This is a genomic window from Pseudomonas sp. WS 5071 (assembly GCF_012985765.1).
GTDB classification, from domain to species: domain Bacteria; phylum Pseudomonadota; class Gammaproteobacteria; order Pseudomonadales; family Pseudomonadaceae; genus Aquipseudomonas; species Aquipseudomonas lundensis_A.
In genome coordinates this window covers 53,950-77,019 of record NZ_JAAQWY010000025.1, presented here as the reverse complement: position 1 = coordinate 77,019, position 23,070 = coordinate 53,950, and the positions used below count along the sequence as shown (strand labels likewise).

The following is a 23,070-nucleotide window of genomic DNA, read 5'->3' as shown; positions in this document are numbered from 1 at the left end:
CGCTAGCCTGCTCCTGCGGGTAATGGTCCTTACTGACGCACCAGGCGCACGTTGTTGAACTCGACCGTTTCAGTAGAACGGTACGGGTTGATGTCCAACCCGCCGCGACGCACGTAACGTGCATACACGGTTAGCTTCTCGGGCTTGAGCAGGCGTTGCAGGTCGAGAAAAATCCGCTCAACGCACTGCTCATGGAAGTCGGAGTGCTGGCGGAAGCTCACCAGATACGCCAGCAGACTGGCGTGATCCAGCGCAGCGCCACGGTATTGCACCACCACGGTGCCCCAATCGGGCTGACTGGTCACCGGGCAGTTGGATTTGAGCAAATGGCTGTAAACGCTTTCCTCAATCACCTGCGAATCATCGCACTCCAAAAGCTCAGGACGCGGCTGCGCATAGTCACTGACTGTGATGTCCAGCCCGTCGATGCACACACCCGGCAAAACACCTACGCCATCAGCTTGCACTTCATCCAACGTCCGTACGCGAACGATGACAGGCTTGCCCGAAGCTTCTGACAAGTCGGATGTCAGGGTCTCAAGCAGGCTTGATGTATCCGTAAACACGGTCTGGTTGAGGGAGTTCAGGTACAACTTGAAGGACTTGGATTCCACAATGTTGGGCGAATCGGCGGCGAAACAAAACTCGCCAATGGCAACGACTGGTTTACCCGACGGCAATAGCCAGGACAGCTCGAAGCATGTCCAGTAATCCACCCCGACATAAGGCAGCGTTTCGGCGCTCAGCCCCAGCTCTGCCCATTTCGCAGCTCGCGGGATGGGGAATAGCAGGGACGGGGTGTAGGTGCTGATGTATTCACTGGACTTGCCCAGCGGCGAATGTTCGGCTGCGGGATGCATGACAAAAAACCTGGCTAGAAAAACCCGGCAATTCTATCGGGTTTACGCCCGGCTTTCAGCGCCCGCAGACGAACTTCACGATTTAAGGCGCCACTTTGAGCGTCCCGACCATGCCTGCCTCATAGTGACCGGGCACATTGCAGGCAAATTCAAGGTCGCGAGCACCGCTGAATGTCCAGGTCAGCTCTGCGGTTTTACCTGGCTCAACCAGCACGCTGTTGGGGTCATCGTGGACCATCCCGGTCATCGACATCGAACCCTGCCCCATCGCGCCATGGTCCATTCCCGAGTGATCCATACCCGAGTGGTTCATGCCCGTGGTGGTCATCGCCCCGCTTTGCTGCATCTTGAGCATTTCTTTCTGATGCTCGGCATGCATCGCCGCATCGCCCAGGTTGAATTCATGCAGCAGCTGCCCCTTATTCACCAGCACAAAACGCACAGTTTCACCCGGCTTTACATTCAGGGTCTTGGGCGAAAATGCCAGATCAGTCATTTCAATATTGATCGTGCGTGTCGCGCTGGCAGCCGGAGCAGGCTGGCCGATCTCAGAATGACTGCTCGGTGAAGCACCGGCCGAGACACTGAATGCCAGCACACATGCCGCAAGGGCTACACGATTACGTCGGGTCATGGGAACTCCAGAAGGCTACTATTCGAACACTCCCCCACTTTAAGCCTCGGCACTGGCAGTCAACTGACCGCAAGATTACAACTTTGTCAGGATTACCCTTCGCCGCAAGCACCGCTGTATAAGGCTGAGGTATTTTTTAAATAGGTCGCCCATGAAACTGCTGATTGTTGAAGACCAGCCCAAAACCGGGCAATACCTGCGTCAGGGCTTGAGCGAGGCGGGTTTCATCACCGAGCTGGCTGCTGACGGTATTACCGGTCAGCACCTCGCCCTGACCGGCGACTATGCGCTGTTGATCCTCGATGTGATGCTCCCCGGACGCGATGGCTGGCAAATCCTGCAAGCGGTGCGCAGCGCCGGGCTGGACATGCCTGTGCTGTTTCTCACCGCCCGTGATACTGTCGAAGACCGCGTTCATGGCTTGGAACTGGGGGCCGACGATTACCTGGTCAAGCCCTTTGCCTTTTCCGAGCTGTTGGCACGCGTGCGCAGCCTCATGCGGCGAGGCAGCAGTACCCCCCAAGAAACCAGCCTGCAACTGGCCGACCTGCGTCTGGACTTGATCCGCCGCCGTGTCGAACGCAACGGCCAGCGCATCGACCTCACTGCCAAGGAGTTCTCACTGTTGGAGTTGCTGCTCAGGCGTCAGGGTGAAGTGCTGCCCAAATCGCTGATTGCCTCTCAGGTGTGGGACATGAATTTCGACAGCGACACCAATGTCATCGAAGTCGCCATCCGCCGTCTGCGCCTGAAAATCGATGACAGCCACGAACAAAAGCTGATCCACACCGTGCGCGGCATGGGTTACGTGCTCGAAGAGCGCACGCCGTGATGCGTCGTCTGTCGCTGAGCAGTCGTCTGGCGCTGCTGTTCGCGGGTTGCACGGCGGTGGTGTCGCTGTTCGCCGGGGTGCTGTTCGGACGCGCCAGCGAGGTGCATTTCGTTGAACTGGATCAGCAACTGATGGAAGCCCGGCTTGCCGGACTGCGCAGCACGCTGCACAGGGTCAGCACTCTGGACCAGTTCTCCCTGCGTTTACCGGTGTTGCTGCAAGACTTGAGTCATCAGCCCGATCTGAGCATTCGCGTACGTGGCCCGGACGGTCACGTATGGTTCGACAGCTCATCCCGGCTGCCCAACGATTTGCCCACCTCACCCGGATTGGGCAGCCTGCAAATAAACGGCACCGATTATCGCGTACTCAATCCCCAGCCGGAATCCCCGGACGCGCCACGCTTGACGTTGCTGCTGGATATCACCCATCACCAACATTTCTTGCAGCGCATGCAACGCTTGATCTGGATGACCGTCGGCCTCTCAGCGCTGGCCACGGCAATCTTGGGGGCATGGGCCGCGCGCAGTGGCTTGCGTCCATTGCGCCGCATGAGCGCGATTGCGGCCAGCGTCTCGGCTGATTCGCTAAATTCACGCTTGCCCGAAGCGCAAATGCCTACGGAGCTTGCAGATTTGGCGCGTGCTTTCAATGCCATGCTGGAGCGGCTTGACGCGTCATTTCAGCGCCTGTCGGCCTTCTCCGCCGATATTGCACACGAGCTGCGCACACCGCTCTCCAACCTGCTGACCCACACCCAAGTCACGCTGACACGGCCGCGCGACATTGATGCCTACCGTGAAGCCCTGCACAGCAACCTCGAAGAGCTGCAATGGATGGCACAGCTGGTCAACGACATGCTGTACCTGGCCAAAGCCGACCACGGCCTGCTGACACCCAGGCGCGAACCGCTGGACCTTGCACAAGAGGTGGAAGCCTTGCTGGAGTTTTATGCGTTGCTGGCAGAAGAGTCGCACATTCAGTTGACCCACGAAGGCAGCGGCCACTTGGCAGGCGATCGCAGCATGCTGCGCCGGGCCCTGTCCAACCTGCTGGATAACGCCTTGCGCTACACGCCCGCAGGCGGCGAGATCCGGGTGCGCATGACGCCGTCAGCACAAAGCGTGCGTATCACCCTTGAAAACACTGGACCCGGCATCCCGGCAGCGTTACTGCCACGCCTGTTCGACCGGTTTTACCGGGCGGACCCGGCACGCCGGGAAGGCAGCAGTGAGCATGCAGGTTTGGGGCTGGCAATCACCCAATCGATCATTCGCGCCCATGGCGGGCAGATTGGGTGTGAGTCACAGGAAGGGATGACGCGGTTTGTGATTGAACTGCCGGTCAGGCCGCAGTCGGTGTAGGTGCTGCCGCAGGCTGCGATGCTTCGATCATCAAGCAAGCAGCCTGCGCACACGTACGAGGATCAGGAGTAACGCAGGGCGTGGGCCGGCTGGATTTTCGCCGCACGGTACGCCGGGTACAACGTCGCGAGGAAGCTCAGCACAAAGCCCGCCGTGCAAATCAGCAGCACGTCTGCGCCCTGCAACTCGGACGGCAGGTTGCTGACGAAGTAAACGTCAGAACTAAAGATGTGCTGCCCCGAAACCCGCTCCATCCAGCCCACAAGCGCACTGACATTCAGTGCGGCAATCACGCCCAGCACGCCACCGATCAGGGTGCCGACAATGCCGATCACCGTGCCTTGCACCATAAAAATGGCCATGATCTGACGCGGCGTGGCGCCGATGGTGCGCAAGATCGCGATGTCAGCGCCCTTGTCATTCACCACCATGATCAAGGTTGCGATGATGTTGAACGCGGCCACGGCCACAATCATCAACAACAGCAGACCAATCATGGTTTTTTCCATTTTCATGGCGCTGAACAGACTGCCCTGGGTGTGCGTCCAGTCATCCGCGCGGTAGCCGTCACCTAACCCGGCGGCTACTTCAGCCGAGACGCTCGGCGCGGCATACAGGTCCTTGACCGCAAGGCGCACGCTCTGTACCTGATTCGGCTCCCAGCGTTGCATGGTGGCTGCGTCGGCGACGTGGATCAGCCCCATCGAGCCATCCAGTTCGGCGCCCACTTTGAAGATCCCCACCACATTCAAGCGTTGCAGGCGCGGGGTGATGCCACCCGGCGCGGTGCTGGCTTCCGGCACGATCAAGGTAATCTTGTCGCCCACGCCCAAGCGGAAACGGCGCGCGGTAATATCACCCAATACCACGCCAAATTCGCCGGGTTTCAAGTCTTCCATGCGCCCCTGCACGATGTGCCGGGTCACGATGGACACCTCGCCTTCCCGTGCCGGGTCCACGCCGCTGATCTGGATAGGCTGCATAGCCCCCTTGTAGGACAGCATCCCTTCCATCTCGGTGAACGGCACCGCCGCCGTGACCTCTGGATTTTTCATGGCGGCTTCGGCCACCGGGCGCCAGTCATCAATGGGCTTTACGCCAATGATGGTGGCATGGGGCACCATGCCGAGGATGCGGTTACTCATTTCACGCTGAAAACCGTTCATCACCGACAGCACCACGATCATCGCCAGCACGCCCAGGGCGAGGCCAATCATTGAAGTCATGGAGATGAACGAAACAAAACGATTGCGGCGCTTGGCGCGGGTATAGCGCGTGCCGATAAAAATCGATAACGGTCTGAACATTCGCGGGCACCGTAAAAAAATAAAAGACCCGGCACCGGTCAGGGCGCCGGGTTTTGGCCGATTAAATCGTGGTCAGGCGACCTTCTTGAAGGTGCAGCACACGATCCATCTGACGGGCCAGGTTCATGTCGTGAGTCACCACCAGGAACGCAGTGCGCATCGAGGTACTGAGTTCGAGCATCAGGTCCTGAATGCCTTGCGCGGTGTGGGCGTCGAGGTTGCCGGTCGGCTCATCGAGCATCACCAACCCGGGCTTGTTGACCAGCGCACGAGCAATGGCCACGCGTTGGCGCTCACCACCGGACAACTCGGCCGGCTTGTGCTCCAGACGGTGGCTCAGGCCGACACGGGTCAACAGTGCCATGGCCCGCTCCCGCGCTTCAGGAATCGATGTCTTGCCGATCAACAACGGCATGCACACGTTTTCCAGCGCCGTGAACTCGGGCAGCAAATGGTGAAACTGGTAGACGAAACCCAATGAACGGTTACGCAATTGGCCACGGGCCTTCTCGCCCAGCGCCGACAGTTCTTCACCCGCCAGCCACACACTGCCGGAGGACGGCGTGTCGAGGCCACCGAGCAAATTAAGCAAGGTGCTTTTGCCCGAGCCCGACGTGCCGACGATGGCTACGCGCTCACCCGGGTGCAACTCAAGTTGCAGGCCCGACAACACCACCACTGACTCCGGGCCTTCCTCGTAGGACTTGCCCAGGTCGCGGCAACTCAACACTGCTTGTTCTTTCATGCCCAACTCACTCATAACGAAGCGCCTGCGCAGGCTGGGTGCGCGCAGCACGCCAGGCCGGGTACAAGGTCGCGAGGAAACTCAGAACCAATGCCGCGCCACAGACCATCAACACGTCCTGCATCTGCAATTGCGACGGCAGGTAGTCGATGAAATACACGTCGGCGTTCAGAAACTTGTGGCCGATCAGCCCTTCAAGGGCCGCGATCGCCGCGCTCACATTCAAGGCTGCCAGCATGCCCAACACCGCGCCAATGGCAGTGCCGACCACGCCGATCACGGTGCCCTGCACCATAAAAATGGCCATGATCGTGCCCGGCGTAGCGCCCAGCGTACGCAGGATCGCGATGTCGCCCTTCTTGTCGTTCACCACCATGACCAGCGTGGAAATGATGTTGAAAGCCGCCACGGCCACAATCAGCAACAGGAGCAGACCGATCATGGCTTTTTCCATGCGGATGGCCTGATACAGGTTGCCGTGGGTGCGGGTCCAGTCACGTGCGTAATAACGGTCATCGCCCAGCTTTTGTGCGATTTCCCACGCCGTGCGAGGTGCCTGGAACAGGTCGTCGAACTTCAGGCGCAAACCTTGCACCTGGTCCGGCTTCCAGCGCTGCAAACGCGCCAGATCCTGCAGGTTAGTAATGCCCAGATAGCCGTCGATTTCACCGGCGCCCACATGGAAAATGCCCTGCACCGTGAACCGCTTCATGCGCGGAAACATACCTGCCGGGGTCACCGTGACTTCCGGGGCCACAAACGTCAGTTTGTCGCCAACCGCCACGCCGAGCTTTTTCGCCGCCTTGTCGCCAATGATGATGCCGAAGCCGCCGGGCGCCAGTGAGTCGAGCTGACCTTGCAACATGAACCGGTCAATGATCGACACCTTGCGTTCTTGCGCGGGATCGATCGCATTGAGCAGGACCTTTTGCACGTTACCGTCATGGGTCAGCAGGCCCTGCATCTGGGTGTACGGCGCAACCGCCTCCACCTTCGGGTTCTGCCTGACCTGAGCGGCCAACGACTGCCAGTCACTGATCGGCTGGTCGCCGACAATGGTCGCGTGGGGCACCATGCCCAGCACACGGGTGCGCATCTCATGATCGAAGCCGTTCATCACCGACAACACCACAATCATCACGATCACGCCAAGGGCGAGTCCGATCATTGAAGTCAGAGAAATGAACGACACAAAATGATTGCGACGCTTTGCACGGGTATAACGCGTGCCGATAAATACGAAGAGAGGTCTGAACATGTCGGGGCTTGTTCGAGGGAAAAGAAGACGTCCTTGTGGCGGGGCCTGATAAGCAGCTTTACACTCAGACCACAGCCGCCACCATGGGTTCGCCATGTCGACATTAGATGAAGCAGATCGCCGCGAATACTACCGTATCGATGATGTGATCGCACTGGAAATAACCCCGCTGTCGGCACCTCAAGCCGCGAGCACTGAAGTGTTGCAGGATGCTTCGCCTTTATTCAATTTACTCAGTGAGTTACACCTGAGTGAATTCGAGTCGCAGCACCTGCTGCGCCAGATCAGCGAACGCGACCGCACCCTCTCCAGTTACCTAAAAACCCTGAACAAACGGGTCGACCTGCTAAGCCAGGTGGTCGCGCAGACCGTACTGGGCAAGATCGGCGAACTGCAACCGGTCAAGCTTTCCGAAGGTGGTATCGAGTTCCAGCATGCAAACGCCTATTCACCGGGTACCCACCTCTCAATCAAACTGGTGTTGATGCCGCAAGCGTTGGGGCTGCTGTTGCGCGCCAAGGTCACGCATTGCACCCCGCGCAGCGGCCAATTCGAGATAGGCACCGAGTTCGAAGCCATCACCGACGCACAGCGCCAGTTGCTGGCCCGTTACATATTGCAGAAACAGGCTCAGGCACGCCGTCTGGCCCGAGAACAAAACGAAGCAGCCGAAGAAGAGTAAGCGCGTCCCAACGCTGTGAATTGTGTATTAAGGAGCAATTGTGACCCTGATTTATGGCCATCGCGGCGCCAAAGGCGAAGCACCCGAAAACACCCTCGCCAGCTTTGAGCAATGCCTCAAGCACGGCGTGCGCCGCTGCGAACTCGACCTGCACCTGTCCAAGGACGGTGAGCTGATGGTGATCCACGACCCGACGCTCAAGCGCACTACCGACCGACGCGGCAAGGTGATTGAACACACCGCAGCGGACCTGGCGACCTATGACGCACGCAAAGGCGGCCCTGGCTGGGTGCATCCGTGTCCGATTCCACGACTCGAAGAACTGTTTGAAAAATGCGACTTCGAACACTGGCAGCTGGAAGTCAAAAGCGCGTCACGCACGCGAGCGGCGACCACCGTACTGGCGATTCGCGACATGGCCCAGCGTCACGGCCTGATGGATAAAGTCACCGTGACCTCAAGTTCCCGTGAAGTGCTCAAGGCTGCTATCGAGCTGACACCGGACTTGTCCCGCGGACTGGTTGCAGAGTACGCCTGGCTCGACCCGTTGAAGGTCGCGCAAAACTATGGCTGCGAGATGCTGGCATTGAACTGGACACTCTGCATCCCGGAGCGCCTGGAAAAAGCCCAGCGTCAGGGTTTGCATGTGTCGGTATGGACAGTCAACGAGCCTGCATTGATGCGCAGACTCGCTGATTTCGGCGTAGATAGCCTGATTACAGACTTTCCCGGTTTGGCCACTGCCACCCTCGGGAATGGCTGAAATCGGTCTCCCCGGCCGGCTCAGGCCACCGGCCGGAGCCGCTTAAAAAAGCCGGTTAAGGCCGTCGTAAGCCGCTACCCGATAGGCTTCAGCCATGGTCGGGTAGTTAAACGTGGTATTGACGAAGTACTTCAGGGTATTGAGCTCGCCCGGCTGATTCATGATCGCCTGACCGATGTGCACGATCTCCGATGCCTGATAGCCGAAGCAATGTACGCCCAGTACTTGCAAGGTTTCGCGGTGGAACAGGATTTTCAGCATGCCTTGCGGCTCGCCTGCAATCTGCGCACGCGCCATGCCCTTGAAGAACGCCTTGCCCACTTCGTAAGGCACTTTAGCCTGGGTCAGCTCTTGCTCGTTCTTGCCGATCGAGCTGATCTCCGGAATGGTGTAAATGCCGGTCGGCACGTCATTCACGAAACGCCAGCTGCCATTGTCCACGATGCTGCCCGCAGCCGAGCGGCCCTGGTCGTGCGCCGCACTGGCCAGGCTCGGCCAGCCAATCACATCGCCTGCCGCGTAGATGTTGGGCACCACAGTGCGGTAGTTCTCATCCACGCTGATCTGGCCGCGACCATTGGGTTTGATGCCAATGTTCTCCAGCCCCAGCTGATCAGTGTTGCCAGTACGGCCGTTGCACCAGAGCAAGGCATCGGCCTTGATCTTCTTGCCCGACTTGAGGTGCAGGATCACGCCATTCTCGACGCCTTCAACACGCTCGTACTCTTCGTTGTGACGCACGGTGATGTTGTTGTTGCTGAAGTGGTAGCTCAGCGCCTGCGAGATCTCGGAATCAAGGAAGCTCAGCAGTTGCTCGCGGTTATCCACCAGCTCAACCAGTACGCCCAGACCACTGAAGATCGACGCGTATTCACAACCAATCACGCCAGCACCGTAGACGATCAGCTTGCGCGGGGTGTGACCCAGGCTGAGGATAGTGTCGCTGTCGTAGATGCGCGAGTGGGTGAAATCGATATCGGCCGGGCGATATGGGCGCGAACCGGTAGCAATGATGATCTGCTTGGCCATCAGCGTTTCAACTACACCATTGGCGCAGACCACTTCAATGGTTTGCTCGTCGGTAAAACTGCCAGTGCCGAAGAACAGGTCCACACGGTTACGGGCGTAGTAACCGGTGCGAGAGGTCACTTGCTTGGAAATCACCTTCTCGGCGCTTTTCAGCACATCCGGGAAGGAAAACCAGCGAGGTTCACCGATCGCCCGAAACATCGGGTTGGTGTTGAACTGCATGATCTGCCGGACCGAGTGACGCAACGCCTTGGACGGGATGGTGCCCAAGTGTGTGCAGTTGCCGCCGACCTGACGCCGGCTGTCGACCATCGCCACCTTGCGCCCTGCTTTAGCGGCGTTCATTGCCGCACCTTCTCCTGCCGGGCCGGAACCCAGTACCACTACGTCGTAGTTGTAGACAGCCATGCGTACTCCTCAGAACGGGCCGCGGCGCATTTTCAGGCGCCTGCGGCTAAATCATGACGCGGCCGGCGCCATGAAGGATCAAAACGTGGGGCACAGTCTATAGAAGCCTGAACGCGGCGAACATTAACCCTTGGTCTCGTCGTAGGCTAATTTTGTGTTCACTACATCGAGAAGTGGCCTTAACTCTCTTCAAGGTACAGAAACGGGCTGCGTGAAATGTAAACGCCGCAGGCCCCTTTGCCTTGATCGCAGTCCCGCGCCACTGGTCCCATTTAATCATTCAGAGAGCCCCCTCATGCGCCCGCTATTGATCGCTCTGTTGTTGATGAACAGCATTAACTGCTTGGCAGACGAGACAAAACCGATCAAGGAGGCGAATTTTCCCACCCAGCTTCAAGATGGTTCTCAAACCCTGCAACGCAAAGGTCAAATCGTGCTGACCTACCTGTGGGCCGACATCTACGCTGCAGCACTGTTTACGCCTGCCAACCTCAGCCCCCAACGCGCCTATGAACAGCTGCGTGACGTGCGCCTTGAACTGTTTTATTTGCGCGACCTTGATCACAGCGACATCACCACGGCCTCTGCTGCCATTCTCAAGCGCCAACACTCCCCTGCCACACTCAGCGCCCTCGACCCGGGATTAAAGAAACTGCAAGGCAGCTTCGCCAATATCCAACGCGGTGACCGCTATGCACTGGATTACGACCCCGTTCGGGGCCTGAACCTTGAACGCAATGGCCGGGTCATCTTCAACACCAAAGACAGGGCGCTTGCCAAAGCGTACCTGGGCATTTGGCTCGCCCCTGAAGGGTTGCCCGAAACACTGCGCCAAACACTCCTGGCACAAACCCCGTGAACAATCGGTAGTCACATCATTAGTTGCCTACACATTTTGATACACATATGGTTACAAAACTGTTTTGCTGACCGGCGCAGCCCCGGAACAGGCAGTGTGGACGACTAAAAACATGGATACGCATAAAACAGATAACAGCGGGTGATTTCTGATGGCCTCCAGTGCAGGTAAAGGCAAGGCGATTTTTCGCGTTGTCAGCGGTAACTTCCTCGAAATGTTCGATTTCATGGTCTTTGGCTTTTATGCCACGGCCATTGCCAACACATTCTTTCCAAGTAATAGCGCCTTCGCCTCCTTGATGCTCGCGCTGGCCACGTTCGGCGCTGGCTTCTTGATGCGCCCGCTGGGTGCGATCTTCCTCGGCGCCTACATTGACCGCCATGGCCGACGCAAAGGCCTGATCATCACCCTCGCCCTGATGGCCATGGGTACAGTGCTGATTGCCTGTGTACCGGGTTACGCCACGCTGGGCGTAGCTGCGCCACTGCTGGTGCTGTTAGGCCGCCTGTTACAAGGGTTCTCCGCAGGTGTAGAGCTGGGTGGCGTCTCGGTGTACTTGTCAGAAATTGCCACACCGGGCCGCAAAGGCTTTTTTGTCAGCTGGCAGTCCGCCAGCCAGCAAGCCGCCGTGGTCTTTGCCGGGCTGCTTGGTGTCGGCTTGAATCACTGGCTTAGCCCACAAGACATGGGCGAATGGGGCTGGCGAATTCCATTTTTGCTGGGCTGCCTGATTGTGCCGGTGATCTTTGTCATTCGCCGCTCAATGGAAGAAACGCCAGAATTTGAAGCTCGCGAACATCGCCCAACCCTGCGGGAAATCATTCGTTCAATCAGTCAGAACTTTGGACTGGTACTGGGCGGTATGGCGCTGGTGGTGATGACCACTGTGTCGTTTTACCTGATCACGGCCTACACCCCGACCTTCGGGAAAGCAGAGCTGAATCTGTCAGATTTTGATGCGCTGTTGGTGACGGTCTGTATCGGTGCCTCCAACTTCTTCTGGCTACCGGTGATGGGCTCACTGTCTGACAAGATCGGGCGCAAACCCTTACTGCTGGGTGCGACCCTTCTCGCGATTCTGACCGCCTACCCATCGCTGTCATGGCTGGTGGCCAACCCGAGCTTCAGCCATTTGCTGATCGTCGAACTGTGGCTGTCGTTCCTGTACAGCTCGTACAACGGCGCGATGGTGGTGGCACTCACCGAAATCATGCCGGTGGAAGTACGAACCACTGGCTTCTCGCTGGCTTATAGCCTGGCGACCGCAACCTTCGGTGGGTTCACCCCGGCAGCGTGCACCTATTTGATCCACGTATTGGACAACAAGGCAGCCCCGGGCCTGTGGCTGACCGGGGCGGCGGTGCTTGGGCTGATTGCGACCGTTGTGCTGTTTCGTGGCAACACGCATGAACTGCGCACAGCCAAATCGGCTGTGGCGGGCAACGCGTGACACCTCTGTAAACGTTACAGAGCAGAAACAAAAACGCCCCGAACCGGTCGGGGCGTTTTCACTTGCAGCAGACGCTTAGCGCGGGAACGCTGGCGGGTTAACCCCGGCCATGTCTTCCATCACGCGCACTACCTGGCAGCTGTAACCGAACTCGTTGTCGTACCACACGTACAGCACAACGCGGTTGTCGTTGCAGATAGTGGCTTCGGCATCAACTACACCCGCGTGACGCGAGCCAACGAAGTCAGTGGAAACCACTTCCTGCGAGCTGACGAAGTCGATCTGCTTGTGCAGCTCGGAGTGCAGCGCCATGTGACGCAGGTACTCGTTCATTTCTTCACGAGTGGCCGGCTTCTCAAGGTTCAGGTTGAGGATGGCCATTGACACGTTTGGCGTCGGCACGCGGATCGCGTTACCGGTCAGCTTGCCAGCCAGCTCAGGCAGCGCCTTAGCGGCAGCCGTGGCAGCGCCGGTCTCGGTGATGACCATGTTCAGCGCAGCCGAACGGCCACGGCGGTCGCCCTTGTGGAAGTTGTCGATCAGGTTCTGGTCGTTGGTGTACGAGTGAACCGTTTCAACGTGACCGTTCACAATGCCGAACTTGTCATTCACAGCTTTAAGCACCGGCACAATGGCGTTGGTGGTGCAAGAAGCAGCCGAAATGATTTTGTCGTCAGCGGTGATTTCACCGTGGTTGATGCCGTGAACGATGTTCTTGAGTTTGCCTTTGCCAGGCGCCGTCAGGACCACGCGATCTACGCCAGGGCACGCCAGGTGCTGGCCGAGACCGTCGGCGTCACGCCATACACCGGTGTTGTCCACCAGCAATGCGTTTTGAATGCCGTACTGGGTGTAGTCCACCTCAGTCGGGTTCTTCGCGTAGATCACCTGAATCAGGTTACCGTTAGCGGTGATGGTGTTGTTTTCTTCGTCCACCACGATGGTGCCGTCGAACGGGCCATGCACCGAGTCACGACGCAACAGACTGGCACGCTTGACCAGATCATTATCGGCACCTTTGCGCACAACGATCGCACGCAAGCGCAGACCGTCGCCGCCGCCGGTTTTTTCGATCAGGATGCGCGCCAACAGGCGGCCGATACGGCCAAAACCGTACAGCACGACGTCGGTGCCTTTACGGGCTTCGGCGTTTTGCTGACCTACCACGTCGGCCAGCTCTTCACGCACGAACTGCTCGGCGGTACGGCCATTGCCTTCGGCCTTGAACTTGACGGCCAGCTTGCCCAGGTCTACCGAAGCAGCACCCAGCTTGAGTTCGCTCATCGCTTTGAGCAGCGGGAAAGTTTCGTGCACGGACAATTCGATGTCATCGGACTGGCGATGACGCGCAAAGCGGTGAGCTTTGAGAATCGCAATGACTGAACGGTTGATCAGGCTGCGGCCATAGATCGAGCTCACCACGTTGTTATTGCGGTAGAGCTGACCAATCAGCGGAATCATCGCTTCTGCGAGTGCTTCACGGTCGATCCATTCACCAAGACACTGGTCGGGCTTCTGAGTCACGGGAACCTTCCACATGTAGGGGCTGAAAAAAGGGGCTACATTATGCCGCCGGCTCTGGCCATGGGCAATGTGCGCCTGTCATGAGGCTTGACTGAAACGATTAAGCCTCAATATTTACAGGTGAAAAAAATCGCTATCCGCGTTTTTGCAGTGCGTTTTAGGGGCGTGGCAAGGGGTCACGGGCTGCATTTTGCTGTTTACCCGAAGGATTTGCCGCGCCACTTAAGACGACAACTGACAGCCAGCCCCCAGGCCCGTTACAATCGACCTCTTTGCCGCAACGCTTGGAGCTCAACCTTCCGTGCCCGTCCTGCGACTACCCAAACTTCCTGCTACGGCAGGCAAACAGCACTGGGGCAACCTGCCCGGTGCCGCCCTGAGCCTCGCAATTGCCGAGGCGGCCAGCGCCGCCAAGCGCTTCACCCTGCTTCTGACCGCAGACAGCCAAAGCGCCGAGCGCCTTGAGCAAGAATTGAGGTTCTTTGCGCCCGAACTGCCGGTCTTGCACTTCCCGGACTGGGAAACCCTGCCCTACGACCTGTTCTCGCCGCATCAGGACATCATTTCCCAGCGCATCGCCAGCCTTTACCGCTTGCCGGAGCTGGATCATGGCGTTTTGGTAGTGCCGATCACCACTGCCCTACACCGCCTGGCGCCGACCAAGTTTCTACTTGGCAGCAGCCTGGTGCTGGACATTGGCCAAAAGCTGGATGTCGAGCAGATGCGTACCCGCCTGGAGGCCAGCGGCTATCGCTGTGTCGATACGGTTTACGAGCACGGGGAGTTCGCCGTACGCGGCGCACTGATCGACTTGTTTCCCATGGGCAGCAAGCTGCCTTACAGGATCGACCTGTTCGACGACGAAATCGAAACCTTGCGCACCTTCGATCCAGAGAATCAGCGCTCCATCGACAAGGTCGATTCGGTTCGCTTGCTTCCCGCACGGGAGTTCCCCCTGCAGAAGGATGCCGTGACGCGTTTCAAAGCACGGTTCCGCGAACGTTTCGACGTCGACTTCCGACGCTGCCCGATCTTTCAGGATTTAAGCAGCGGGATTACACCAGCTGGTATCGAGTACTACCTGCCGCTGTTCTTCGATGAAACCTCCACCCTGTTCGATTACCTGCCCGGCGACACTCAGGTATTTTCGCTGCCCGGTATCGAACAAGCCGCCGAGAACTTCTGGTCCGACGTGCGCAACCGCTACGAAGAGCGTCGGGTTGATCCTTCCCGTCCTTTATTGCCGCCGGCCGAACTGTTCCTGCCGGTCGAAGACTGCTTTGCCCGCTTGAAGAGCTGGCCGCGGGTGGTCGCCAGTCAGGATGATCTGGACACCGGCAGCAGCCGCGAACGCTTCCCGGCGCAGCCATTGCCCAATCTTGCCATCGAGGCCAAGGCCAATCAGCCGCTGGCAGCCCTCTCCGGGTTTCTTGAACAATTTGAAGGCCGCGTGCTGTTCACGGCCGAGTCCGCCGGTCGCCGCGAAGTGTTGCTGGAGCTGCTCGAGCGATTGAAGCTGCGCCCCAAAACCGTCGACAGTTGGCCGGACTTCGTGTCCAGCAAACACCGCCTGGCAATCACTATTGCCCCGCTCGATGAAGGCTTGTTGCTGGACGATCCGGCACTGGCCCTGATTGCAGAGAGCCCGCTGTTCGGCCAGCGGGTGATGCAGCGCCGCCGCCGTGAAAAACGCGCCGATGCCAACAACGACGCCGTCATCAAAAACCTGACCGAGCTGCGCGAAGGCGCGCCAGTGGTTCACATCGACCATGGCGTAGGCCGCTATCAAGGCTTGGCGACGCTTGAAGTCGACAATCAGGTGGCCGAATTCCTGACCCTCGAGTACGCCGAAGGCGCCAAACTTTATGTGCCCGTGGCCAACCTGCACCTGATCGCACGCTACACCGGCAGTGATGACGAGCTGGCGCCACTGCACCGACTGGGCTCCGAAACCTGGCAAAAAGCCAAACGCAAAGCGGCCGAACAAGTTCGTGACGTGGCCGCCGAGCTGCTCGACATTTATGCCCGTCGCGCCGCCCGCGAAGGCTATGCGTTCGACGATCCGAAAGCCGACTACGCAACCTTCAGCGCGGGTTTCCCGTTTGAAGAGACGCCCGATCAGCAGACGGCCATTGAAGCGGTACGCGCTGACATGCTCGCGCCCAAGCCCATGGACCGGCTGGTGTGTGGCGACGTGGGCTTCGGCAAGACCGAAGTGGCCATGCGCGCGGCGTTTATTGCCGTACATGGCGGACGTCAGGTTGCCATTCTGGTCCCGACCACCCTGCTGGCGCAGCAACACTACAACAGCTTCCGCGACCGATTCGCCGACTGGCCGGTGCGGGTAGAAGTCATGAGCCGCTTCAAATCGGCAAAAGAGATCAATGCGGCCGTGGCCGATCTGGCCGAGGGCAAGATCGACATCGTGATCGGCACCCACAAACTGCTGCAAGACGACGTCAAAATCAAAAACCTCGGGCTGGTCATCATTGACGAAGAACACCGGTTCGGCGTTCGTCAGAAAGAACAGCTCAAGGCCCTGCGCAGCGAAGTCGACATCCTGACCCTCACCGCCACGCCGATCCCGCGCACGCTGAACATGGCGGTTTCGGGCATGCGCGACTTGTCGATCATTGCCACACCGCCCGCCCGCCGGCTGTCGGTGCGCACTTTCGTCATGGAGCAAAACAACAGCACGGTCAAAGAAGCCCTGCTGCGTGAACTGCTGCGCGGCGGGCAGGTTTACTACCTGCACAACGATGTAAAGACCATCGAGAAATGTGCGGCCGATCTGGCTGAACTCGTTCCCGAAGCCCGTATCGGCATCGGTCACGGCCAGATGCGCGAGCGTGAACTCGAACAAGTGATGAGCGACTTCTATCACAAACGTTTCAACGTACTGATCGCTTCGACCATCATCGAGACTGGCATCGACGTGCCCAGTGCGAACACAATCATCATCGAACGCGCCGACAAGTTCGGCCTGGCGCAATTGCACCAGTTGCGCGGCCGTGTGGGTCGCAGTCACCACCAGGCTTACGCATACCTGTTGACCCCGCCACGCCAGCAAATTACCGGGGACGCGCAAAAGCGCCTGGAGGCCATCGCCAATACCCAGGACCTGGGTGCCGGCTTTGTACTGGCCACCAACGACCTGGAAATCCGGGGCGCCGGTGAGCTGTTGGGCGACGGTCAAAGTGGGCAGATCCAGGCCGTGGGTTTCACCCTGTACATGGAAATGCTCGAACGCGCCGTCAAATCGATCCGCAAGGGCGAACAACCGAACCTCGACCAGCCGTTGGGCGGTGGCCCGGAGATCAACCTGCGCGTGCCAGCGCTGATTCCCGAGTCGTACCTGCCAGATGTGCATGCGCGGCTGATCCTGTACAAGCGCATCGCTTCAGCGACCGACGAAGAGGGCTTGAAGGACTTGCAGGTCGAGATGATCGACCGCTTCGGACTGCTCCCGGAGCCGACCAAAAATCTGGTGCGCATTACCTTGCTCAAGCTGCACGCCGAGCAACTGGGTATCAAAAAAGTGGATGCCGGGCCGCAAGGCGGGCGCATTGAGTTTGCCGCCGACACGCCGGTCGATCCGCTGGTACTGATCAAACTGATTCAGGGCCAACCCAATCGCTACAAGTTTGAAGGCGCGACGCTGTTCAAGTTCATGGTGCCCATGGAACGCCCGGATGAACGCTTCAACACCATCGAGGCGCTATTTGAGCGCCTGACACCGAAGCCTTCCTGATGGGGCCCGCACAATGAAGTCCACATGCCCCTGAACTCGACACCCCGACTGACCAAACCGCTGGCGCCAACCTGGGTCAGTCGGTTTAAAGAGCAAACCCTTGAGCGTGGCCGTCGCTACGCCCGGGAAAATCGCGTCAGAATCGCCCAGATCGGTGACAGCCTGATCACGTCCAGCTGTCAGGGCTCAGGCGAAAACCCTTACCGCCAGACCATCGAATTGCGCGAGTCGGCCAAAGGCTCGTTGCTGCTGGTGAGCGCGAATTGCACCTGCCCTGTGCGCACCAACTGCAAGCACACAGCGGCCGTACTACTGAAGATTGAAGACACTTTGAACTACCCTGCTGCTGCCCAGGACGCCGAGCTTCTGGAAAAACTGCAAGCCGTGCTCGACTCGCGTCGCCCTGCCAACCTGCCCGAACAACTGATAGACGACGTGCAACCGGTGCCGCGCTTATGGCTGGCCAGTGCCGAGTTCAGTGCGTTCGAGCCGCGCAACGGCAAAATGCAGCGTTACATCCAGCACCGTGCCGCACTGTCTTTCAAATACCTGGAACAGTACGTTTCGGGACAGAAAAACGCCGACGTGCTGATTCGCCAGGATGACCACGTCCTGCGCATCAAGCGTCACCCGGAAACAGAACATGCCTGCCGCGAGCAACTGCGTGCCCTCGGCTTCAAAATCGCTACCCGCCAGAGCAAAGCCCTGCCTGAAAGCGCCGGTGAACTGTTTGAACTGGTCAACGACAGTGCCTGGCTGAACTTCACCCTCAATCAGATGAACAGCTTGCGTGACAAGGGCTGGGAGTTACAGATTGACGAGCATTTCGGCTTTGACTTGAGCCCTGTCGAAGACTGGTATGCCAACGTCGACGAAGCGCCGGAACGTGACTGGTTCGACCTGGAACTGGGGATTATCGTCAATGGCCAGCGCCTGAGCCTGCTACCGATCCTGCTGAACCTGATGCGCTCGCACACCGAGATTCTCAGTCCGGAAAAACTGGCCAAACGCCGAGATGACGAACTGATTCTGGTGAACATCCCCGCCATCCCCAACAGCACCCAAGTACCGCTGCAAGTCGCCCTGCCCTACGGACGTCTGAAGCCCGTGCTGGCCACGTTGGGTGAGTTTTACCTGGGCGAACCGGGCGCCACAACGTCGCGCATCAAAAGCGCAGACGCGCCACGGCTCAATGCACTGGACGCTCTACCGCTGCGCTGGGAGGGCGGCGAACAGATTCGCGGGTTCGCTCAGCGTTTGCGCGACATCAAGGATTTCAGCGTGGAGCCACCACAGGGGCTCAATGCCACCTTGCGCCCCTACCAACTGGAAGGCCTGAGCTGGATGCAGTCGCTACGCCAGCTTGAGGTGGGCGGGATTCTTGCGGATGACATGGGACTGGGTAAAACCCTGCAAACCCTGGCGCATATTCTGTGTGAAAAACACGCAGGAAGACTGGACCGTCCGGCCATGGTGGTGATGCCCACCAGCCTGATCCCGAACTGGATGGACGAAGCCACGCACTTCACACCTCAGCTCAAGGTGCTGGCGCTGTATGGGGCCAGCCGCAAAAAACACTACGAACACCTCAACGAATACGACCTGATCCTGACCACCTATGCGTTGTTGCCCAAAGACATTGACCTGTTGGCCAAGGTGCCGCTGCACATCCTGATCCTCGACGAAGCGCAGTACATCAAAAACCCGAACAGCAAGGCTTCCCAGGCCGCGCGCGAACTGGTGGCCCGGCAACGTCTGTGCCTGAGTGGCACGCCACTGGAAAACCATCTTGGGGAGCTGTGGGCGCTGTTTCACTTTTTGCTGCCCGGCTGGTTGGGGGATGTCAAAGCCTTCAATCGCGACTATCGGGTGCCGATCGAGCGCCAGGGCAACGATGAGCGCTTGCAACACTTGAACGCACGCATCAAACCGTTTCTGCTGCGCCGCACCAAAGAGCAGGTCGCCACCGAGCTGCCGCCCAAGACCGAGATCATCCAGTGGGTTGATCTGAACGAGGCGCAGCGGGATGTATACGAAACCATGCGCCTGGCGATGGACAAGAAAGTGCGCGATGAAATCACCCGCAAAGGGGTCGGGCGCAGCCAGATCATCATTCTTGAAGCGCTGCTCAAGCTGCGTCAGGTGTGCTGCGACTTGCGGCTTGTGAGTGATAACCCGCCGAAAAAAGGCAGTACGTCGGGCAAGCTCGACAGCTTGATGGTGATGCTTGACGCGTTGTTCGCAGAGGGCCGGCGCATTCTTCTGTTTTCGCAATTCACCTCGATGCTCGGGCTGATCGAAGCGGAATTGAAGAAGCGCAACATTGCCTATGCCCTGCTCACCGGTCAAACGCGGGACCGACGTACCCCCGTCAAAGACTTTCAGAGCGGCAAACTGCAGATTTTCCTGATCAGCCTCAAGGCCGGAGGCGTGGGCTTGAACCTGACCGAAGCGGACACCGTGATTCATTACGACCCGTGGTGGAACCCGGCGGCCGAGAACCAGGCCACCGACCGCGCCTATCGCATCGGGCAAGAAAAACCGGTGTTTGTGTACAAGATGATTGCCCGCGGTACCGTAGAAGAGAAAATCCAGCACTTGCAGCAGGAAAAATCGGATTTGGCCGCAGGCGTTTTGGACGGCCGTATTGCGGGAGACTGGAAGTTGCAGGACGACGATATCGAAGCCCTGTTCGCGCCCCTGCCACCCAAAAACGAAAAGCGTTAAGCCCAACCCCAACCCTGTAGCCGCTGACAAACAGCGCGAAGCTCCGTCTGGCGGCTACAACGGTGAAAGGGATTACCCTGCCAGCACACGTGCCAGCGTCGCTTTGACCTTACCCATGCCGTCGTGCAGGGCCTGTTCGATTTCGGCCATGGTAATAATCGCCGTGGACTTGCCCGCTGCCGGGTTTACGACCAACGCCAGGCAGGCGTATTCGAGTTCCAGCTCACGGGCCAGTGCCGCCTCTGGCATGCCGGTCATGCCGACAATGTCACAGCCGTCACGCTCAAGCCGGGCAATTTCGGCCACTGTCTCAAGACGCGGCCCTTGGGTTGCTGCATACACACCATGAGAACTGTAGGAACAACCCTCGGCAGCCAGTGCGTCAATCAAGTGCTCACGCAGGGATTGCGTGTAGGGATAGCTGAAGTCAATGTGCGTCACATGCTCCAGATCACCCGCAAAAAACGTGTGTTCACGACCGCTGGTGTAATCAATCACTTGGTGGGGTACGCAAAAATGCCCGGTGCCCATGGCCATATGGATCCCGCCTACGGCATTAACAGCCAAAATGGCCTGCGCACCGGCCTGTTTCAACGCCCAGATGTTTGCACGGTAGTTCACCTGATGGGGCGGGACCCGATGCGGGTGGCCGTGGCGCGCCAGAAACATCACTTCACGTCCCGCGAATTCGCCGATCTGAATGTCGGCTGACGTTGGGCCATACGGGGTATCCAGCGCCAATGAGCGCGTAATGGTCAATCCTTCAAGCTGGGTCAGGCCTGTGCCACCAATAATTGCGTAAACCGTCATCAACGCGATCCTTTAATCAATCAACTGAGCATCTTTGAGCGCACCAATCGCCACCTGCCAACGCGGGTCTTGGCGGTAGTCCGTGCTGGCGAAGGCCTGACTGCGCATGCGTGCAATGCGGGCCGAAGGCGTGACCTTCAGGCGCTGGGCCGCCGTGAGGGCCAATTCAGCCGCTGCCCGGTCATTGCATACCAACCCCATGTCACAGCCGGCCGACAAGGCGGCTTCGATCCGGCTGGCCGCATCCCCCACCACATGGGCACCGGCCATTGACAAGTCATCACTGAAAATGACGCCATCAAAGCCCAACTCGCCGCGCAGGATGTCTTGCAACCAGCGACGGGAAAAGCCCGCAGGCTGGCTGTCAACATTGGGATAGATCACATGAGCGGGCATGACCGCCGCCAACTGCCGGCTCAAACGTGCGAACGGCACCAGGTCGTGGCTGCGGATCTGTTCAAGGCTGCGCTCATCGACAGGAATGGCCACGTGGGAATCGGCTTCTGCCCACCCGTGCCCCGGGAAATGCTTACCCGTGGCGGCCATGCCAGCGTCGTTCATCCCACGGATGAAAGCGCCGGCCAAGGCTGCAGCGCGCTCTGGATCGCCCTCAAATGAGCGGCTGCCGACCACGGCGCTGCGTTGGTAATCCAGGTCCAGCACCGGCGCGAAGCTCAAATCCAGGCCAACGGCCAGGACTTCGGTAGCCATGATCCAGCCACACTGCTCGGCCAGGTACTCTGCATTGGGGTTATCCGCGATAGCGCGCATAGCGGGCAATCGGACGAACCCCTGGCGTAAGCGTTGAACCCGCCCGCCTTCCTGATCCACCGCCAGCAGCAGGTCGGGGCGAATGGCCCGAATCGAAGCACACAGCTCACGCACCTGACGCGGGTGCTCAATGTTACGCGCAAAAATAATCAGGCCGCCCACTTCAGGCTGGCGTAACAGGTGTCGGTCGTCGGCCGTCAGCCAAGTGCCGGCGACGTCCACCATCAAGGAGCCTTGCAAGGCAGAACTCATGGGTATTCCTTCAAAGAAAGTGCGCTTGCTTCCTGGTCCCGCACGCAGACAGCGGCGCGCGCGCCAGCAGTGTTGGCAGCACCCGTAAAGAGGACACAGGGAAACAAGGCGGGAATGAGCATGGCGGCAAGCTTAGCGGAACTGCGCTGCCTCGCCCACCCGCGTCAGGTCAAACCTTGGGGCTGGCCTGAGAAGATTTGTTGCGCGGACGCATTTGCGCCGCCGCCATCGCCGGATCGAGCACGCCGCTTTCCGCACGCATGCCAGCGGCCAGAAAAGGGACCATCAAGCGCATGACTTGCTCAATCGAGGTGTTAACACCGAAGTCGGTTTCGGCAATTGCCCGCAGCGCCTTGATCCCGGACATGCTGAACGCAGCCGCACCCAGCATGAAGTGCACACGCCAAAACAGTTCAATCGGCGGGATTTGCGGCGCAGCCTCATTGACCAGCAGCATGTAGCGGCGAAAGACCTTGCCATACATGTCTTCAAGATAACGGCGCAAATGCCCCTGACTCTGACTGAACGCCAAACCCAGCAAACGCATGAAAATGGACAGGTCGTTGCCGCTGCGCGGCTGAATCACCAGCGCTTGCTCCACCAACATTTCCAGCAACTCTTCGAGCTCGGGACGATTGTCCGGCTTGGCCTGACGCCGCTCCAGTTCACGATCGAGGTTGGCGCAGAAAGGCCCGAGGAAGCGCGAAAAAACTGCCTGAATCAGCGCTTTCTTGGACCCGAAATGGTAATTCACAGCTGCCAGGTTAACCCCGGCCTTGCTGGTAATCAGCCGCAATGAAGTCTCGGCAAAACCTTTTTCCGCGAACAGCTGCTCGGCAGCATCAAGGATACGTTCAACGGTTTCCGACTGGGCCATGTCTACTCCGGCTGACAAACACTTAAACAGTTGTTTGAAACATACGTTTCAGTTTGTTAAAAGTCAAGGTGGGCATTCTTTTTGCGACCGGCCAGTCCCGCATTTAACCACAGCCTCGGACGACGTGGCCTGTGCTGATAAAGTAGCCGCCTCATTGCTCATCGACG

At 58.8% G+C, this 23,070-nt stretch carries 18 protein-coding genes; 8 read left to right on the top strand and 10 right to left on the bottom strand.

Annotated elements, in window-relative coordinates; translation table 11 throughout:
- Positions 1–29 precede the first annotated feature (29 nt).
- Positions 30–860: an NADPH-dependent 7-cyano-7-deazaguanine reductase QueF gene (gene queF / locus HBN61_RS16055; protein ID WP_094994756.1), complete on the bottom strand. Its 831-nt coding sequence runs from the start codon at positions 858–860 to the stop codon at positions 30–32.
- Between the two features lie 82 nt (positions 861–942).
- A complete protein-coding gene (gene copI, locus HBN61_RS16050) occupies positions 943–1,494 on the bottom strand; it encodes a copper-resistant cuproprotein CopI (protein WP_170047158.1) in 552 nt (183 codons plus the stop codon).
- A 151-nt stretch (positions 1,495–1,645) separates the two neighbouring features.
- On the opposite strand from copI, the gene HBN61_RS16045 reads away from it, so the two are divergent.
- Both HBN61_RS16045 and HBN61_RS16040 read left to right on the top strand, forming a co-directional pair.
- A complete protein-coding gene (locus tag HBN61_RS16045) occupies positions 1,646–2,326 on the top strand; it encodes a heavy metal response regulator transcription factor (RefSeq protein WP_170047156.1) in 681 nt (226 codons plus the stop codon).
- Complete coding sequence (locus HBN61_RS16040; RefSeq protein WP_170047178.1) at positions 2,326–3,690, top strand: heavy metal sensor histidine kinase; 1,365 nt, start codon at positions 2,326–2,328, stop codon at positions 3,688–3,690. Before HBN61_RS16045 ends, HBN61_RS16040 begins: the two co-directional genes overlap by 1 nt.
- Before the next feature lie 62 nt (positions 3,691–3,752).
- On the opposite strand, the gene HBN61_RS16035 is transcribed toward HBN61_RS16040, so the two are convergent.
- From HBN61_RS16035 to HBN61_RS16025, 3 genes are all read right to left on the bottom strand, one after another.
- The gene (locus HBN61_RS16035) at positions 3,753–4,997 is read right to left on the bottom strand and encodes a lipoprotein-releasing ABC transporter permease subunit (protein ID WP_094994760.1); all 1,245 of its coding nucleotides are present in this window, start codon (positions 4,995–4,997) and stop codon (positions 3,753–3,755) included.
- Between the two features lie 61 nt (positions 4,998–5,058).
- The gene (lolD, locus tag HBN61_RS16030; RefSeq protein ID WP_170047176.1) at positions 5,059–5,742 is read right to left on the bottom strand and encodes a lipoprotein-releasing ABC transporter ATP-binding protein LolD; all 684 of its coding nucleotides are present in this window, start codon (positions 5,740–5,742) and stop codon (positions 5,059–5,061) included.
- 7 nt (positions 5,743–5,749) lie between these two features.
- A complete protein-coding gene (locus HBN61_RS16025) occupies positions 5,750–7,000 on the bottom strand; it encodes a lipoprotein-releasing ABC transporter permease subunit (protein WP_094994762.1) in 1,251 nt (416 codons plus the stop codon).
- Positions 7,001–7,094: 94 nt separating this feature from the next.
- Here HBN61_RS16025 and HBN61_RS16020 point away from each other — a divergent pair, with 94 nt between their 5' ends.
- Positions 7,095–7,682: a PilZ domain-containing protein gene (locus HBN61_RS16020; protein WP_070413007.1), complete on the top strand. Its 588-nt coding sequence runs from the start codon at positions 7,095–7,097 to the stop codon at positions 7,680–7,682.
- Between the two features lie 40 nt (positions 7,683–7,722).
- Positions 7,723–8,445: a glycerophosphodiester phosphodiesterase family protein gene (locus tag HBN61_RS16015; protein ID WP_170047154.1), complete on the top strand. Its 723-nt coding sequence runs from the start codon at positions 7,723–7,725 to the stop codon at positions 8,443–8,445.
- 42 nt (positions 8,446–8,487) lie between these two features.
- On the opposite strand, the gene sthA is transcribed toward HBN61_RS16015, so the two are convergent.
- On the bottom strand, positions 8,488–9,882 hold the full coding sequence (gene sthA / locus HBN61_RS16010; RefSeq protein WP_047275673.1) for a Si-specific NAD(P)(+) transhydrogenase: 1,395 nt from the start codon (positions 9,880–9,882) through the stop codon (positions 8,488–8,490).
- A 295-nt stretch (positions 9,883–10,177) separates the two neighbouring features.
- Here sthA and HBN61_RS16005 point away from each other — a divergent pair, with 295 nt between their 5' ends.
- Both HBN61_RS16005 and tcuC read left to right on the top strand, forming a co-directional pair.
- Positions 10,178–10,741 carry a chalcone isomerase family protein gene (locus HBN61_RS16005; protein ID WP_170047152.1) on the top strand — a complete coding sequence of 188 codons (564 nt, stop codon included), beginning with the start codon at positions 10,178–10,180 and terminating at the stop codon, positions 10,739–10,741.
- Between the two features lie 151 nt (positions 10,742–10,892).
- Positions 10,893–12,191: an MFS transporter gene (gene tcuC / locus HBN61_RS16000; protein WP_094994765.1), complete on the top strand. Its 1,299-nt coding sequence runs from the start codon at positions 10,893–10,895 to the stop codon at positions 12,189–12,191.
- A 75-nt stretch (positions 12,192–12,266) separates the two neighbouring features.
- On the opposite strand, the gene HBN61_RS15995 is transcribed toward tcuC, so the two are convergent.
- Entirely contained in the window at positions 12,267–13,730 is a 1,464-nt protein-coding gene (locus HBN61_RS15995; protein WP_094994766.1) for a glyceraldehyde-3-phosphate dehydrogenase, read from the bottom strand.
- A 286-nt stretch (positions 13,731–14,016) separates the two neighbouring features.
- On the opposite strand from HBN61_RS15995, the gene mfd reads away from it, so the two are divergent.
- Positions 14,017–17,466, top strand: coding sequence for a transcription-repair coupling factor (mfd, locus tag HBN61_RS15990; protein WP_047274045.1), 3,450 nt, complete (start codon positions 14,017–14,019; stop codon positions 17,464–17,466).
- A gap of 24 nt (positions 17,467–17,490) precedes the next feature.
- Positions 17,491–20,193: a DEAD/DEAH box helicase gene (locus HBN61_RS15985; protein WP_170047151.1), complete on the top strand. Its 2,703-nt coding sequence runs from the start codon at positions 17,491–17,493 to the stop codon at positions 20,191–20,193.
- A 72-nt stretch (positions 20,194–20,265) separates the two neighbouring features.
- On the opposite strand, the gene HBN61_RS15980 is transcribed toward HBN61_RS15985, so the two are convergent.
- The 3 genes from HBN61_RS15980 to HBN61_RS15970 all read right to left on the bottom strand — a co-directional run bounded on the left by HBN61_RS15980 (position 20,266) and on the right by HBN61_RS15970 (position 22,903).
- Positions 20,266–21,003, bottom strand: a complete 738-nt coding sequence (locus HBN61_RS15980; RefSeq protein WP_170047149.1) for an S-methyl-5'-thioinosine phosphorylase — start codon at positions 21,001–21,003, stop codon at positions 20,266–20,268.
- Between the two features lie 12 nt (positions 21,004–21,015).
- Positions 21,016–22,014, bottom strand: coding sequence for a beta-N-acetylhexosaminidase (gene nagZ, locus HBN61_RS15975; RefSeq protein ID WP_169965818.1), 999 nt, complete (start codon positions 22,012–22,014; stop codon positions 21,016–21,018).
- A 181-nt stretch (positions 22,015–22,195) separates the two neighbouring features.
- Positions 22,196–22,903 (bottom strand): TetR/AcrR family transcriptional regulator, encoded by a 708-nt coding sequence (locus tag HBN61_RS15970; protein WP_094994770.1) that lies wholly within the window; start codon positions 22,901–22,903, stop codon positions 22,196–22,198.
- Positions 22,904–23,070: the final 167 nt, after the last annotated feature.

Excerpts from the sequence above, each read along its gene's own strand:
- HBN61_RS15995 (WP_094994766.1), bottom strand. The coding sequence starts at position 13,730 with ATGTGGAAGGTTCCCGTGACTCAGAAGCCCGACCAGTGTCTTGGTGAA.
- HBN61_RS16025 (WP_094994762.1), bottom strand. The coding sequence starts at position 7,000 with ATGTTCAGACCTCTCTTCGTATTTATCGGCACGCGTTATACCCGTGCA.
- HBN61_RS15970 (WP_094994770.1), bottom strand. The coding sequence starts at position 22,903 with ATGGCCCAGTCGGAAACCGTTGAACGTATCCTTGATGCTGCCGAGCAG.
- HBN61_RS15985 (WP_170047151.1), top strand. The coding sequence starts at position 17,491 with ATGCCCCTGAACTCGACACCCCGACTGACCAAACCGCTGGCGCCAACC.
- lolD (WP_170047176.1), bottom strand. The coding sequence starts at position 5,742 with ATGAAAGAACAAGCAGTGTTGAGTTGCCGCGACCTGGGCAAGTCCTAC.
- sthA (WP_047275673.1), bottom strand. The coding sequence starts at position 9,882 with ATGGCTGTCTACAACTACGACGTAGTGGTACTGGGTTCCGGCCCGGCA.
- tcuC (WP_094994765.1), top strand. The coding sequence starts at position 10,893 with ATGGCCTCCAGTGCAGGTAAAGGCAAGGCGATTTTTCGCGTTGTCAGC.
- queF (WP_094994756.1), bottom strand. The coding sequence starts at position 860 with ATGCATCCCGCAGCCGAACATTCGCCGCTGGGCAAGTCCAGTGAATAC.
- HBN61_RS15980 (WP_170047149.1), bottom strand. The coding sequence starts at position 21,003 with ATGACGGTTTACGCAATTATTGGTGGCACAGGCCTGACCCAGCTTGAA.
- HBN61_RS16040 (WP_170047178.1), top strand. The coding sequence starts at position 2,326 with ATGCGTCGTCTGTCGCTGAGCAGTCGTCTGGCGCTGCTGTTCGCGGGT.
- HBN61_RS16035 (WP_094994760.1), bottom strand. The coding sequence starts at position 4,997 with ATGTTCAGACCGTTATCGATTTTTATCGGCACGCGCTATACCCGCGCC.
- HBN61_RS16045 (WP_170047156.1), top strand. The coding sequence starts at position 1,646 with ATGAAACTGCTGATTGTTGAAGACCAGCCCAAAACCGGGCAATACCTG.
- copI (WP_170047158.1), bottom strand. The coding sequence starts at position 1,494 with ATGACCCGACGTAATCGTGTAGCCCTTGCGGCATGTGTGCTGGCATTC.
- HBN61_RS16020 (WP_070413007.1), top strand. The coding sequence starts at position 7,095 with ATGTCGACATTAGATGAAGCAGATCGCCGCGAATACTACCGTATCGAT.
- HBN61_RS16005 (WP_170047152.1), top strand. The coding sequence starts at position 10,178 with ATGCGCCCGCTATTGATCGCTCTGTTGTTGATGAACAGCATTAACTGC.